A 13,122-nucleotide genomic window follows, 5' to 3' on the forward strand; every position below is an offset into this window, starting at 1 on the left:
CCCGACGAGTGCTTGTGGTGCCCGAATCCAGCTCGTGCCAACCGGTGTTGCGTGTGTCCGTGGGGTGGTTCGCTCAGGTGTTCATCGGATGAGAGCGGAAGAAGTCCCAGATCAGGGCGGTGGCGTTGATCGAGTTCGTATTCTTGCCGACGATGAGCTCCGGGTACAGCGGGGAACTGGTCCCGGGCCAGATGTGCCCGCCTCCGGTGATCGTGTACAGCTGAACGTCGATACCGGATGGGCACGAGTATCGATCCAACACGACGTCGGCGGCGATCGTGGCCCGAACCGGAGCGCCGGTGCAGCCATCGCGGCGCGCCCAGGCCGCCGCGCTGTCGGTCACCGGGTGCTGACCTACGCCGCTGTTCTCGCCACCGGCCGGCCCGGATGCCGAACCGGAATTCGATTGTCCCGCATACGGAACGATCGCGTCATCGGTGCCGTGGAAGGCGATGACCGGCACCGGCCGGGTGGGACGACACCAGCTGAAATCTCGTAGCCCCGACACCGGGGCGATGGCGGCGACGCGGTCGGCGAACTGGCAGCCGATGGAACTGGTGGCGAAGGCGCCCATCGACAATCCGGCGACGAAAATGCGGCGTTTGTCGACGCAGAGGCTGGACTCCACGGTGGTCAGCACTTCCGAGACCCAGGTCATGTCGGCGGAACCGAGACCGTACTCCCACTGCGAGAAACCCAGCCGATCGAGCTGGGGGGTGATCGTGATGAACCCCTCTCGGTAACCGTATTCGCCGAAGCCGCTACCCGCATCGGCGATGTCGATATTTTCCAGGAGGCCGTGCAGGGCGATAACGACCGGCAGCGGGCGATCGGCTCCGGCGGGGACATGCTGCCGATACCGGCCCGTTTTTTCGGTGCCCCGCAATTGCACGGTCGTCTCGCCTCGAGCAGGAACCGGTCGGCCACACCCCGCAGAAGGCGAGGGTGCGGGCCCCGGATCGTCGGCGTGCGCTACGCCACCGGCAGCGGCGAGCAACGCAACGACACATATCGCTCTCAGTGCCCCCGTGGTAACAACCCGCAGTCCGGACCGGACGCTTCCTCGGCGGGAAGTCCCAACTCCGACCTGCGAAATATCATTCTTGAACATGAGAGAAAGGCTCTCAAATCGTGACCGGATTCTTCCGGGTTCGCGACATCTGTCGGAAATCCTGACTGCCACCCCGCGTTCCTGCCTGTAGTGATCACAGGCGGCTGTGGAGTGGGTCACTGGTCACGGTGGAGTCGCACCTTGACTTGATGCGGTGACGTCGGACACACTACCAGTCAGTAACCGGATTCTTATGTCCGGTTATGGTGTGGCCAGCGAGACCACACGACTCGAAGAGGAGTTGTCGATGGAGGAGCGCAAGCGCAACGGGACGCACGGGCAAAGTCGAGGTCTACTGATCGAGCCATCGCCGGCGGGCAAATCGGCGTCGCCGGCATCGTCTGGTTCCGGAACCGTGGGATCTCTCGGACCTGCCGCGACATCGTTGCGCGACACCAGGTCTCTCGCCGAGGAGATGGTCCGGCACTTCAGGCTGACCGTCGCCCGATGCCTGACCCTGCCCGACGAAGCGCTCCGTGGCGATATCACCGCGGTGACCGTCAACTGCTTGCGGATCGCCACCACGATTCTCGACGGGCGCGGCGCTCCTACCGAACGCGAAGTGGCGCAACTGGAATCGGCTGCCGCGCAGTGGGCCAGAGGCGGTGTGCCCATCGATGTGATCCTGCACGCCCTGCACGAGGGTTCGAAAATGGCCCATGAACTGGTGGCGAGCAGGTCAGCGATCGACTCGGTCGCCGAATGCGTGGACATCGGGGCACGCACCGTCGATCTGCTCGACCTGATGACGACCACGGTGACCATGGCCTACCTGCGCGAATACCGCGGCACCGCACACGAACACCGATGTGCGGTCAACACTTTCACCACCGCGCTGCTCAACGGTCGAGTGACGACGGCGATGGCGCGCGAATGCGGTTTGTCGATCGCCGATCACTACCACCTGCTGGCGCTGTCCATCCTGCCTACTTCCCCTGGGTTCGAGGACGGCGTCGATCCCCGGGCAGCCTCCGGGCGCGTGCTTCGGCGAATTCGCGCCGATCTTGCCGAAAGGGGCGGCAACGAGGTCTTGTCCTTGCTGAGCAACAGCGGCGGAACGATCCTGATCCCCAGTACTGCGCTGCCCACCGATCAGCTGGAACCACTCGTCCGGGTAGTCGCTGAGGCAGCCGACGCCGTGGTCACCGCCGTCCATCTCGAAGTGGCCGTCGACGCGATCCCGCAGATGTCACCGACTCTGCACGACATGGTCGACGTCGCCAATCGGCTGACCCGCGTACTGTCGGCCGAGCCCGAGACTCGCCTCTACGATTTCGCTGAGCTGGCCGCCGAATACCAGCTCACCCGGCCGGGGGCGGTCAGGGAGTCCATGGCACGCCGACTGGACCCCTTGGTGGCCAACCCTCTGCTGCTGCGAACGCTCACCGTCTACCTGCTCAGCGATCAGAACCGCCAGCGAGCAGCACGCCGATTGTTCATCCACCCCAACACCATCGACCATCGACTCAAGCGCATAGCGGGGATCACCGGACTCGATCCCGCCCGCGCCGATGGCCAGTGGGGACTGCGCGCCGCGCTCGTCGCCCGCGCTTACCCGTCGGGAACCACGACCGTGGACACTGTGGAAACCGCCGACAGCGGGAACCGGAACGCGCGCACATAGCGCGGGCTGATTTCGGGCGGGGGTGAATCCTTTCGCATCGCGGGTGCCTCTTATGTGTGTCGCGACGGACGTCGGGACGGGACACGGAGGTTTGTTGTGGTCATCGGTATCGGTGTTGTCGTCGGTGTGGTGCTGCTGTGCACATGCATGGTCGTCGTGCGGCGCAAACGAGCTGGGCGTGGGTGAGTCTCGCTGGCCTGACCAGGGGTTGATCGTCGCCGCGCAGGGCGGGGACGTGGATTCGATCGCGGCGTTGGTGTCGGGTTCGCATCCGCATATCCAGCGCTTCGCTCATTCCCTCTGTGCGACACCGGAAGACGCCGAGGACGCGGCGCAGGAGGCGCTGATCATCCTGTATCGCAAGATCGGGATGTTGCGGGCCTCTGGCGCGCTGGCGTCGTGGATGTTCCGGATCGTTCGCAACGAGTGTCTGCGTCGGGCGCGGACGAGTCTGTCGGGGCGAATTGCTCTGCCGGACAACATCTTGGCTGCTTCGGCTGAGGACGAGGTGTTGCGACGTCTGGAGGCGGGTCGGGTGGCGGCCGCGGTCGCCGACTTGCCCGCGGACCAGCGCAGCGTGCTGATCATGCGCGACATTCAGGGCTACAGCGGCCGGATGGTCGCCGATGCGCTCGGGCTCAGTACCGCGGCGATGAAATCGCGACTGCACCGTGCTCGGGCGGCAGTTCAACAAGCTCTACAGGCCACGCCTGGCGACGTTGCTGGAGGACATGATGAGTGATGATTTCGCGAGCAAGTCCATGCCCGAGCACCTGCTGCGTGGCGGGGTGGGTTTCGGTGCGCTGGTCGGATCGGTGGCTCTGATCCCGGTCGTCGGGCCGTTCAGTGTGTTGTTGCTGCCCGTCGGTTTGGTCGCGCTGCGCGGATGCCCGACCTGCTGGGCGATCGGGCTGATGCAGACCTTGTCGAGGGGTCGGCTGCAGCGCTCCTGTGAAGACGGCCAGTGCACACTGACCGTCGGCGACACCCATCGAGTCACTTCCTAGGAGCTGACGCCTTCGAGCGGCCGACGATCCAGCCGGTCGCTCGAAGGCGGTTCACGCGGCGCCGAGCAGGGGTAGACAGGGGGTGAGTCCGTCGATCGTGACGGTTGTTCGCTGGTGGCTCTCCCATCTCGTGCGCGAGAGCCGTACTCGGCGCATGACGGTGATCTTCTCGCGCACAGCGAGGCGCTGGATCCCGTCGGGCTCGTAGCCGAGTTTCTCGGAGACTCGGAACGAGGACGGGTTGTCGGCGAACGCGCCCGAGACCGCATCGGTGGCCTGTAGCCCGGCGAAGGCGAGATGGAGGACCGCCGCGCGCATCTCGGTGCCGATGCCTCGCCCGTGGTGGCGAAGGCCGATCCAGGAGCCCGTGCCGACCTCGTGCAGGGTCGCGAAATTGCGAGCGGAGATAGCCTGCTGGCCGACGATGCGGCCGTGCTCGAAGACCGCGAAGTTCAGTGTCCAGTCGTCGGGGGCCCAGTTGCCGAGTTGGAGCCAATGATGCTGAAACATTGAGCGTGCTCGTTCGAGAGGAGGTAGGTCTGTCCATGGGACAGTGAAGGGCATGCGGTCGGGGTCGTGGACGCCTTCTGCCGCAAGATCGGCCAGCGCGGCCAGCTCCTCATCGGAGGGCAGCCGGAGTTCCAGTCGGGGTGTGGTGAGCCGGAGGCGCGGCTAACCCCCGAACAGCAGATACAGCCCGGTGAACGTGAAGCCGACCATGGTCAGCATCAAGGCCAGCTGGCCGGTCAGTCGGTGACGAGGCGGGAGAAGTTGCAGGCAGCGGTCGTGAGCGGCGGCTACGCCGAGGATGTGGCCGGTCAGGACCGCGAGCACTTTGCAGGTGGCGAGCACAGTCGGATGACTCGACAGCACGTAGGCCACCTCTCGATCGGCCAGGCCCGCGAGGTTCCATCCGCGGTCGAGCGGGTCCGCGAACAGCAGTGCCGTCGCCTGCCCTTTCTCGACGAGAAACGTGAGGTAGTGGGCGATCAGATAGCCCGCCACGATCGGGGTGAGGCTGAGCGCCAGCCGCCGCGGCAGCAGCGCGCGATCGGTGGGGGAGACACCGCCGGTGGCACGCGCGGCGAGGGAGAACAGCCCGCCCACCACTCCGATGAAGACCAGCAGTCCGGCCGTGCGCACCAGTGTCGCTTCGACGACCGGAGCCAGGTCGTCGACCAGTTCGCGCCACCACGGGAAGGTGGAGAAGCTGTCGAAGGCGGTGGATCCGAGCAGCGTCGCCGCGACCGCGACAGATCCAGCGCGTCCGGGAGTCCCCGCGAGATTGTTCAGCGGCATCCGCAGCACCGGTTGGCCCGAGGGGTCGCGGCTGTAGGGGCTCAGGTGCGAAAGCAGCGTGCTGTACACCTCGAGGGGATCGGCCCGCTCTGCCCAGACGGTACCGAACAGCGCGAGCCCGATCGAGGTCACGACCAGATAGCCGAGCAGCCAGGTGAGCACCGAGCCCACCGACCCTGGTGCGCGCCAAGCCAATTCCAGCCACACGAAGGAGAACAGGCCGAGAGCGGCTGGGAGATGACCCCATTCGTCGCGATAGCGGAGAATTCCGTGGTCCGGCGGGCGTCGTAGCAGCAGGCACCCGAATCGATGGAGCGCCCTGACGGGGGAGAGGACCTTCCACACAGGTCCGATCAACAGGGATGCCACCATCACCCCGACCCAGACGCCGATGTACAGCACTCCTGGCACGGGATTCAGAGCCGGATCCGAGGAACGGAACATCGCGATGACGATCACGCAGGCAGTGACCATCACGCTCGCTGTGGCGATGACCATCCGTGGCGCGCGCGCGTCGATGATCCGCTGTACCGGCGCGGGCAGGACGAATCCCGACGAGTCGGGGTTCAGGCGCGGCTGACGCCAGGCGAAGAACAGCAGCGCGAACGAGAAGGTCAGCGCCCACGCCGCGCCGATCAACGCGTAGGTGAGCGGAATCGGCAGGTCCGTGGCGCCGTTGAGGCCGTGGGCGAGGGGAGTCACTGCCGGACCAGCAGCGTCGTCACCGTCCGTCCGAGCTGGTGCAGTTCGATCTCCACCTGGCCCGGCACGGTCACCGTGAAGTCGAACTCCTGGTCAGAAGCCGCAGCGACGGGAAAGGTGTGCGCGGGGGCGGAGTGGATGTGCAGTTCATCGGTGGCGTCACTGTCGACCCGCAACACGATGCGTTGCCCGACCTGGGCTTCGGTGCGTGTATTGGTCGGGGACACCGCGCCGTTCGCGATCCGGATGTCGATGGTGGGGCCTGTTGTCACGGGTTCGGTGGTCGGTTCGCTCGACGAGCAGCCCGCCATCAGTGCCCCCGCGGCGACCGTGAGCAGGCCGAACCGGAGCCGATGAAGGGTCACGGAATCTCCTCGGTGCGGTCGGTCGGCGCGGATTCTGTGCCTTCCTTCTCGCGTTTCTCCGCGCGCCGGTCGCGGAGCGCGATGAACAGCACCACACCGACCAGCGCGACAGCGGGCAGGAAGGCCGGAATCGCCAGCAGGATGGAATGGTCTGCGAGCAGGTCGACGTTCTCCTGGCGGATCAAGGTTCGACCGTTGCCTTCTGGTCCGGTGTGCTGCCCGCCGCCAGATAGCGGTCGTTGACCCGGGCCGCGCCCCACGCCATCGCGGCGATCAAGGCCAGGGAGCACGCCAGCACCACCAGGCCCGCGAGGCCGATCAGCCAGGACGGATGGTCGAAGGACCGCTCGCGCTGCAGTACCGAGATCTCCTCGACGAACGGCCGCGTGAAGCTCGCGGGCGCGGGCACCTCCGCGGCGCCGATCCCGGGATCGAGCGGCATGAAGATCGGAAGCGCGGATTGCATGCGCCCGTCCTGCAAGCGCAGCACCGTTTTCCAGGTGCCGTGCACGGGCACGGGCTGGGTGGACACGAAGTGGTCGTCGCCGAGGCGACGCAGCTTGTCCACGACGAGGCCGTGGCCGGGACTGTCGTCACCGATACCGCCTTGCCAGGCCAGGATTTCCACCCATTCCGGATCGGGGCCGATGAGATCTCCGGGGGAGAGCCGGATGTCGGCGGTGACCATGCGCCCGCCCTGTTCGGGATCGGCGTCGGTGAGCGCGACGGTCGCCGACGCGTCCTCCGGTACCCGGATGATCAGCCCGTTCGCGGTCGCCGCGGCCGCGATCACCACGGCGGCGACCACGATCCCGCGCCGTATCGCTGGCCTGGGCAGTGCCTCGCCGCGCAAGACGGTGCCGAGCATCGCGCCGATCACACCGCCTGCCACACCCACCGGCACCGCCATCGCGAGCAGTTCCAGCCACATCCCGCCGACCCAGGGATTGACGAACATCCGCCCGATCCACAGGGATTCGAGCCAGATGCCCACCGTCGCCACACCGAGCCCGGTGAGCGCGCCCCACCAGAGCGGTCGGCGGATCAGCGGCACGACGGCGAGCAGTTCGACCACGATCGCGGCACCGAGGTAGAGCGGAAAGACGTTGCGCGGCGCCTCGAATCCGGTGCCGACGAGGACCGCGACGATGTAGCGCACACAGAAGGCGAAGGCCACGAGCAGCAGCGTGCTGAGCGGGCCCAGCGTCAACCGCGCCGAGATCAGGGCGATCGTGGCGGCGAAGACGATCAACATCGGTTGCAGCACCAGCCGGAACTGTTCGACGCCGAAGTCGAACTCGACCTGGAACACCGACAGTCCGATCACCAGGCCGCCGAAGGCGAAGCCCTGAATCGCCCAGAGGAACCGCCCGTCGATCCGCTCGGGATCGGGCCGGTTGTATCGGCCCTCGAGTTCGAGCAGGAGTACACCGATCAGCGACAGACCCGCGCCGCCGATGAGCATGAGGTGGGTGGGTCCCCAGAGCGTGACGTCCTGGCCGAACAGTCGGTGCCAGATGTCGTCGAGCGGGAAGCCGATCAGCGCGTACAAACCGGCACCGGCGATCAAGATGCCGCCGACGGGGGCGTACCAGTCGCGGGTGATCTTCACCGCGGCTCTGCCCGGCTTCTCGTCGAGCGGCAGGATCACGGCAAGCATGCCTGCCATGAAGAGGAAGAACAGGCCGACCAGGATGAAGTAGTGCGCCGGATTGGCCAGCGGTCCGGCGTCGCGGCCCTTGCCCACGTGCAGGCTCACATCCCAGATGAAGCCGAGAAACGCGGTCAGGATGGTCGCGAGGAACATCGCGATCGGCAGCGCCACCCAGCCGGGACGGTTCATGATGCGACCGCTGAAGTCGGCCAGCCGCCGCAGCCAGGTGATGCGCCGCGTCCGATGCAGGTAGGCCACCCACAGCAGAACCGCACCGACCACCGCGGACGCGCCGGTCATCAGCGCGACTTGATCGAGGGCCGCGCCACCGCCTTCGGTGCCCTGCGCGACGATGATGGTGGACGGATCGGTCATCGCTGTGGCCACGGCAGTTCCTCCGATGTGTCGAAGCGCCCGGTCTGCGGGGTATCGAACAGTATCTCGAATTCCGCGCGGCACCGATACCCCGCGCGCACAGGTGCGGGTTCGGATCCAGCGGTCGGGGTGCGCGTGCCGGTTGGCTACCCGGCCTGCGGGAGCTGCTTGCGGTACTGCTCGCCCCAGGTCTCCATCAGCCCGATGATCGGGACGAGACCGCGGCCGAAGTGGGTCAGCTCGTACTCGACGCGGGGCGGGACCTCCGGATACACGGTGCGGGTGAGGACGCCGTCGCGCTCGAGTTCGCGCAGCTGCGCGGTCAGCATTCGCTGGGTCACGTGCGGCATGGCACGGCGCATCTCGTTGAACCGCGCCGTTCCCTCACTCAGATGGAAGACGATCATGCCCTTCCATTTGCCGCCGATCACATCGAGGGTGACCTCGACGGGGCAGTCGAAATCGAGATCCTGCTTACGTTTCGTCACGCCACGTCCTCGTCTCACCGGCAAAGGTATGGAAAAGGGTACTGGGTAACAGAAATGTGCGTTCTTACGCGGATATTCCCCCTCGGGCAGGCTCGATCCCGTAAGCCGACCCAGTCCCGACAGGAGCATCACAGATGGCCCAGCTACTTCAGCTCGACGCGAGCCCGCGCCGTTCGCGCTCCCACACCCGCACGCTGACCGGGGAGTTCGTCGCGCGCTGGAGCGAGGGCCGACCCGGTGACACGGTGATCCGCCGCGACCTCGGCCACGAACCGCCGCCGCACCTCACCGAGGAGTGGATCGCCGCCGCCTTCACCACACCGGCACAGCGCACCCCGCAGATGCACGAGGTGCTGGCCTACAGCGACCGGTTGGTGGACGAGCTGTTCGCCTCCGACGTGCTGGTGCTCGGAGTCCCCATGTACAACTTCGGGGTACCGGCGATGCTGAAGGCCTATATCGACCAGATCGTCCGGGTCGGTCGCACCTTCTCCTTCGACCCCGATGCCGCGGCACCGTACACACCACTCACCTCGGGCAAGCGCGCCTTCGTCATCGTCGGCACCGGCGACGCCGACTACGAGGTGGGCGGTCCGCTGGCGAGCATGAATCACGTAGAGCCGTATCTGCGCACGGCACTGGGTTTCATCGGCATCGATGAGGTCGAGTTCGTCTACACGGGCAACGATGAATTCGGCGGTGAGCGCCTACTGCGGTCCCTCGAACTTGCTCGAAACCGGGTAGCCGACCTGACTGCCGAGCGCGAACCAGCCGAAATCGCGGGCTGAAGGCATCTTGGTGCGCGGTGATGCCGAAACCCCGGACAGAGCCCGGGGTTTCGGTAGATCTCCAGGGTCAGCGAGTGGCGATGATCGCCGATCCATGACCGAAGAGACCTTGGTTCACCGCGATGCCCGCGCGGGCATTGTCGACCTGGCGGCCATCGGCCTGGCCGCGCAACTGCCAGGTGAGTTCGCAGACCTGGGAGATGGCCTGGGCGGGGATGGCCTCACCGAAGCAGGCAAGGCCGCCGCTGGGGTTCACCGGTACTCGTCCGCCCAATGTCGTTGCGCCACTGCGCAGCAGAGCTTCCGCTTCGCCGGTCTCGCAGAGCCCGATGTCCTCGTACCAGTCCAGTTCCAGAGCGGTGGAGAGATCGTAGACTTCGGCGAAGGACAGGTCGTCGGGACCGATTCCGGCCTCTTCGTAGGCGGCGTGCGCGATGGCCGACCGGAAGGTGCGTGACGGGGGCTCGACGGCCACGGCGGAATCCGTCGAGAAATCCGGCAGGTCGAGCACGGTTTTCGGGAACGTCGGCGTGACCGTCGACAGCGCTGAGATGCGCACCGGATCCGCGATGCCGTGGCGGCGGGCGTAGTCCATCGACGTCAGCACCAAGGCGGCTCCGCCGTCGCTGGTCGCGCAGATGTCGAGTAGCCGCAACGGGTCCGACACGATCGCCGAGGCGGAGATCTCCTCGACCGAGACTTCCTTGCGGTAGCGCGCATTCGGGTTGTTCAGGCCGTGCCGGGAGTTCTTCACCTTGACCGCGGCGAAGTCGTCGAGGGTGGCGCCGTGCAATGCCATGCGGCGGCGGGCGTAGAGCGCGAAATAGATGGGGTTGGTGGCGCCGAGCAGATGGAAGCGCAACCAGTCGGGGTCGTCGCGGCGCTCGCCACCGACCGGCTGGAAGAAGCCCTTCGGGGTGGTATCCGCGCCGACCACCAGCGCCACCTCGCACAGCCCGGCCAGGATCTGGGCGCGCGCGTTGGCGATGGCCTGTGCGCCGGAGGCGCAGGCGGCGTAGCTACTGGAGATCTGCGCACCCGACCAACCCAGCGCCTGCGCGAACGTCGCGCCCGAGACGAATCCTGGGTAGCCGTTGCGGATGGTGTCCGCGCCGGCGATGTAGCCGACGTCGCGGTGGTTCAACCCGGCGTCGGCCAGCGCCGCGCGTGCCGCCACCAGGCCGTATTCGACGAAATTGCGCCCCCACTTACCCCACGGGTGCATGCCCGCACCGAGGACGGCGATGTCGCGATTCGTATCAGTCATTGACCGGCCTCCACATCCACACCGTGTGCTCTGCGTCCTCGTCCTCGTACAGCGTGCCGACGGTCAGTTCGACCGGCATGCCGACGGCCAGGTCGTCCACCGTGAGACCGCGTACGACCTGCCCGAGAATCACCATCTGCTCGACCTCGAGCTCCACCGCCGCGACGACGTAGGGCACGAAGGGATCGGCCGAGACGTAGGGCGCGGGCGGCTTGTATCGAGCGTCCGCGTAGGACCAGATCCGGCCACGCGTGGAGAACAGGTACTCGACGAGCTCGGAGCCGTCATGGGTACCGGCGCATTGCGGATTGCGGCAGGCGAGGGTGTTCTTCGGGAAGTACGGCGTGCCGCAGTCATTGCAGCGAGTTCCCACGAGGCGTACCTGGCCGTCGTCCGCAGTGAACCAGTCAGCCACGGCGGGGCGTTGTTCTTTCTGCACGTGGCCGACGGTATAGGAACACGTTCTACTTTGGGGCGGAATTCCGTTCCAGCGCTGCTCGGGCGCGGGTACGGTGAGCGGATCGAGGATGCGATGACATCGATCTGGAGTACCGCGCGATGGGCACCAAAGCTATTGACCCGCAGTCGATTCGCAACGTCACGATCATCGGCGATGCCGACGGGACGGCACGGGTGGTCCAACGTCTGCGCCGATGTTTCGGCGACACGGAGAACGCGGTCCACTGGTCGACGGATCACATCGAGCACACGATTCGCGTCGCCGCGCTATCGAGCGATGCACTCATCGCCGACCTGGAACGCGCCATCCGCGTAGCCGACGGGGTGATCGCGGTCGTGAACGCCGCCGCGCACAGCACCCCGCGGCTCGAAACCATGCTGCGAGTCGCCGACGATCACCAGGTCGCCCGCCTGTGCCTGGTCACCGGGCTCGGTCACCCGGGCGCCGACTTCGACCGCTGTGTCCGCACGATCGCCGAGACTCGTGGGGCAGCGCCGTTGGTATTGCAGGTCCCCGTCGGCGCCGGTGCCGACTTCGACGACGTCATCGACCTGGTCCCGATGGCGTTGTCCGGATCCGGAGGAAGTCATGGGGAACCCGTCGAGCGGTGGTATCGCGAACTCGTCGAGACCCTGACCGACCGAGACCACACGGATTCCCTCGCCCTCCGAGACCTGCACAACCGCATCCGCCGCCGCACTCGCAACGGTGACGTCGTGCCCATCCTGTGCGGCACGCCCCTCGCGAGCGACGACATCGCCCCACTCCTGGACGCCATCGTCCGCTACCTGCCATCCCCCCTGTACGTCTGCCAGCCGGAACACGCCCTCGACTACTGACTGCCGCGTTCGGGACGTGCTCCACGCCATAAATCGGTTGCTGGAACGAGCTGGTGGCACCGACGATGACGTGATGCCAGACGCAGCGGATGGTCGCGCCGGAATTGACGCACTCCTGGTAGAAAGCCTGATCGCGGCACAATTTCCGCACTGGCGGGGTCTTCCTGTCACCCCGGTGGAGCACGACGGATGGGACAACCGCACCTATCGACTCGGCGAAGAAATGTCGGTCCGACTGCCCACCGCCGCCGGCTACGCACCCGCGATCGCGAAGGAGCGCCGCTGGCTGCCGCGACTGGCCCCCGCCCTGCCGATACCGGTGCCGGTCGTCCTCGGCGATGGCGTCCCTGACCTCGGCTACCCGTACCCATGGTCGGTGCGTCGCTGGATCCATGGCGAGACCGTCGAACGCGCCGCCGTACACGACATGACCGAGCTAGCGATTTCGCTGGCCGAATTCCTGCGCGCGCTGCAACGATGCGACACCACCGCGGCACCGGCAGCCGGGGCGCACAGCTTCTACCGCGGCACGCCACCGAGCTACTACGACCAGCAGGTCCGGCACTGCCTGAACGCACTCGTCGATCGCATTGATACCGCCGCGGCCACTGCCGTTTGGGAAAATGCCCTCGCCAGCGAATGGGATCGAAGTCCGGTGTGGTTCCACGGCGACCTTGCCCCGACCAACCTCCTCGTCGATGGTGAAAAACTGACCGCCGTCATCGATTTCGGCACTTGCGGTGTCGGCGACCCTGCCTGCGACCTGGTCTTGGCATGGACACTGCTGTCCGGCGACAGTCGCGAAGCCTTCCGTCGAACGGCCGACCACGACAGAGGCACCTGGGCGCGCGCACGGGGCTGGGCGCTATGGAAAGCGATGCTGACTCTGACCGATCAGTCTGCCGACGGCGACTTGGTCGGTCGCACGCAGAACCTGGTCCACGACATCCTGACCGACCACGATCGGCTTGCCTGAACCACCGCGATCGACCATGCGGCTGTTGACGAAGTCGTGATCAGGTGGTCAGGCGTAGGAGCCGTGCCCAGTCGCGGCACCCACCCCATGAGGTGCATAATCGAACGTATGTGCGACTCGACTCGGCTCTATCTGCGCAATGGACGCTGGACGGAACCAGCGCCGCG

General features: G+C 66.5%; 15 protein-coding genes. 6 read left to right on the forward strand and 9 right to left on the reverse strand.

Features of this window, described 5'->3' with window-relative positions:
• Positions 1 to 73: 73 nt before the first annotated feature.
• Entirely contained in the window at positions 74 to 892 is an 819-nt protein-coding gene (locus OHS03_RS02760) for a CE1 family esterase (RefSeq protein ID WP_328660541.1), read from the reverse strand.
• 574 nt (positions 893 to 1,466) lie between these two features.
• On the opposite strand from OHS03_RS02760, the gene OHS03_RS02765 reads away from it, so the two are divergent.
• The 3 genes from OHS03_RS02765 to OHS03_RS02775 all read left to right on the forward strand — a co-directional run bounded on the left by OHS03_RS02765 (position 1,467) and on the right by OHS03_RS02775 (position 3,742).
• A complete protein-coding gene (locus OHS03_RS02765) occupies positions 1,467 to 2,735 on the forward strand; it encodes a PucR family transcriptional regulator (protein WP_328660543.1) in 1,269 nt (422 codons plus the stop codon).
• A 178-nt stretch (positions 2,736 to 2,913) separates the two neighbouring features.
• On the forward strand, positions 2,914 to 3,477 hold the full coding sequence (locus OHS03_RS02770; RefSeq protein ID WP_328660544.1) for an RNA polymerase sigma factor: 564 nt from the start codon (positions 2,914 to 2,916) through the stop codon (positions 3,475 to 3,477).
• Positions 3,470 to 3,742 carry a hypothetical protein gene (locus tag OHS03_RS02775; protein ID WP_328660546.1) on the forward strand — a complete coding sequence of 91 codons (273 nt, stop codon included), beginning with the start codon at positions 3,470 to 3,472 and terminating at the stop codon, positions 3,740 to 3,742. Before OHS03_RS02770 ends, OHS03_RS02775 begins: the two co-directional genes overlap by 8 nt.
• A gap of 51 nt (positions 3,743 to 3,793) precedes the next feature.
• Here the strand turns inward: OHS03_RS02775 and OHS03_RS02780 are convergent, their stop codons facing one another.
• The 6 genes from OHS03_RS02780 to OHS03_RS02805 all read right to left on the reverse strand — a co-directional run bounded on the left by OHS03_RS02780 (position 3,794) and on the right by OHS03_RS02805 (position 8,625).
• Entirely contained in the window at positions 3,794 to 4,387 is a 594-nt protein-coding gene (locus OHS03_RS02780; RefSeq protein ID WP_328664059.1) for a GNAT family N-acetyltransferase, read from the reverse strand.
• A gap of 27 nt (positions 4,388 to 4,414) precedes the next feature.
• Positions 4,415 to 5,743 carry a hypothetical protein gene (locus OHS03_RS02785; RefSeq protein WP_328660548.1) on the reverse strand — a complete coding sequence of 443 codons (1,329 nt, stop codon included), beginning with the start codon at positions 5,741 to 5,743 and terminating at the stop codon, positions 4,415 to 4,417.
• A complete protein-coding gene (locus OHS03_RS02790; protein WP_407942495.1) occupies positions 5,740 to 6,054 on the reverse strand; it encodes a hypothetical protein in 315 nt (104 codons plus the stop codon). The genes OHS03_RS02785 and OHS03_RS02790 overlap by 4 nt, the downstream gene beginning before the upstream one ends.
• A 50-nt stretch (positions 6,055 to 6,104) precedes the next feature.
• Positions 6,105 to 6,293, reverse strand: a complete 189-nt coding sequence (locus OHS03_RS02795; RefSeq protein ID WP_165610175.1) for a hypothetical protein — start codon at positions 6,291 to 6,293, stop codon at positions 6,105 to 6,107.
• Positions 6,290 to 8,137, reverse strand: a complete 1,848-nt coding sequence (locus tag OHS03_RS02800) for a hypothetical protein (RefSeq protein WP_328664062.1) — start codon at positions 8,135 to 8,137, stop codon at positions 6,290 to 6,292. Before OHS03_RS02800 ends, OHS03_RS02795 begins: the two co-directional genes overlap by 4 nt.
• A 146-nt stretch (positions 8,138 to 8,283) precedes the next feature.
• Complete coding sequence (locus tag OHS03_RS02805; protein ID WP_328660553.1) at positions 8,284 to 8,625, reverse strand: winged helix-turn-helix transcriptional regulator; 342 nt, start codon at positions 8,623 to 8,625, stop codon at positions 8,284 to 8,286.
• A gap of 134 nt (positions 8,626 to 8,759) precedes the next feature.
• Here OHS03_RS02805 and OHS03_RS02810 point away from each other — a divergent pair, with 134 nt between their 5' ends.
• Entirely contained in the window at positions 8,760 to 9,413 is a 654-nt protein-coding gene (locus tag OHS03_RS02810; RefSeq protein ID WP_328660555.1) for an FMN-dependent NADH-azoreductase, read from the forward strand.
• A 67-nt stretch (positions 9,414 to 9,480) separates the two neighbouring features.
• Here the strand turns inward: OHS03_RS02810 and OHS03_RS02815 are convergent, their stop codons facing one another.
• Positions 9,481 to 10,680 carry a lipid-transfer protein gene (locus tag OHS03_RS02815; RefSeq protein ID WP_328660557.1) on the reverse strand — a complete coding sequence of 400 codons (1,200 nt, stop codon included), beginning with the start codon at positions 10,678 to 10,680 and terminating at the stop codon, positions 9,481 to 9,483.
• Positions 10,673 to 11,119, reverse strand: a complete 447-nt coding sequence (locus OHS03_RS02820; protein ID WP_371852098.1) for a Zn-ribbon domain-containing OB-fold protein — start codon at positions 11,117 to 11,119, stop codon at positions 10,673 to 10,675. The genes OHS03_RS02815 and OHS03_RS02820 overlap by 8 nt, the downstream gene beginning before the upstream one ends.
• Before the next feature lie 119 nt (positions 11,120 to 11,238).
• Here OHS03_RS02820 and OHS03_RS02825 point away from each other — a divergent pair, with 119 nt between their 5' ends.
• Positions 11,239 to 11,979: a GTP-binding protein gene (locus tag OHS03_RS02825; RefSeq protein ID WP_328660560.1), complete on the forward strand. Its 741-nt coding sequence runs from the start codon at positions 11,239 to 11,241 to the stop codon at positions 11,977 to 11,979.
• 73 nt (positions 11,980 to 12,052) lie between these two features.
• On the forward strand, positions 12,053 to 12,955 hold the full coding sequence (locus tag OHS03_RS02830) for an aminoglycoside phosphotransferase family protein (protein WP_328660562.1): 903 nt from the start codon (positions 12,053 to 12,055) through the stop codon (positions 12,953 to 12,955).
• Positions 12,956 to 13,122: the final 167 nt, after the last annotated feature.

Source organism: Nocardia salmonicida (assembly GCF_036142455.1).
Taxonomy (GTDB): Bacteria; Actinomycetota; Actinomycetes; order Mycobacteriales; family Mycobacteriaceae; genus Nocardia; species Nocardia salmonicida.

What these genes read in the sequence shown, in the direction of transcription:
- OHS03_RS02775 (WP_328660546.1), top strand. Translation starts at nt 3,470, where the DNA reads ATGAGTGATGATTTCGCGAGCAAGTCCATGCCCGAGCACCTGCTGCGT.
- OHS03_RS02790 (WP_407942495.1), bottom strand. Translation starts at nt 6,054, where the DNA reads ATGGCGGGCTGCTCGTCGAGCGAACCGACCACCGAACCCGTGACAACA.
- OHS03_RS02800 (WP_328664062.1), bottom strand. Translation starts at nt 8,137, where the DNA reads ATGACCGATCCGTCCACCATCATCGTCGCGCAGGGCACCGAAGGCGGT.
- OHS03_RS02810 (WP_328660555.1), top strand. Translation starts at nt 8,760, where the DNA reads ATGGCCCAGCTACTTCAGCTCGACGCGAGCCCGCGCCGTTCGCGCTCC.
- OHS03_RS02815 (WP_328660557.1), bottom strand. Translation starts at nt 10,680, where the DNA reads ATGACTGATACGAATCGCGACATCGCCGTCCTCGGTGCGGGCATGCAC.
- OHS03_RS02825 (WP_328660560.1), top strand. Translation starts at nt 11,239, where the DNA reads ATGGGCACCAAAGCTATTGACCCGCAGTCGATTCGCAACGTCACGATC.
- OHS03_RS02830 (WP_328660562.1), top strand. Translation starts at nt 12,053, where the DNA reads ATGCCAGACGCAGCGGATGGTCGCGCCGGAATTGACGCACTCCTGGTA.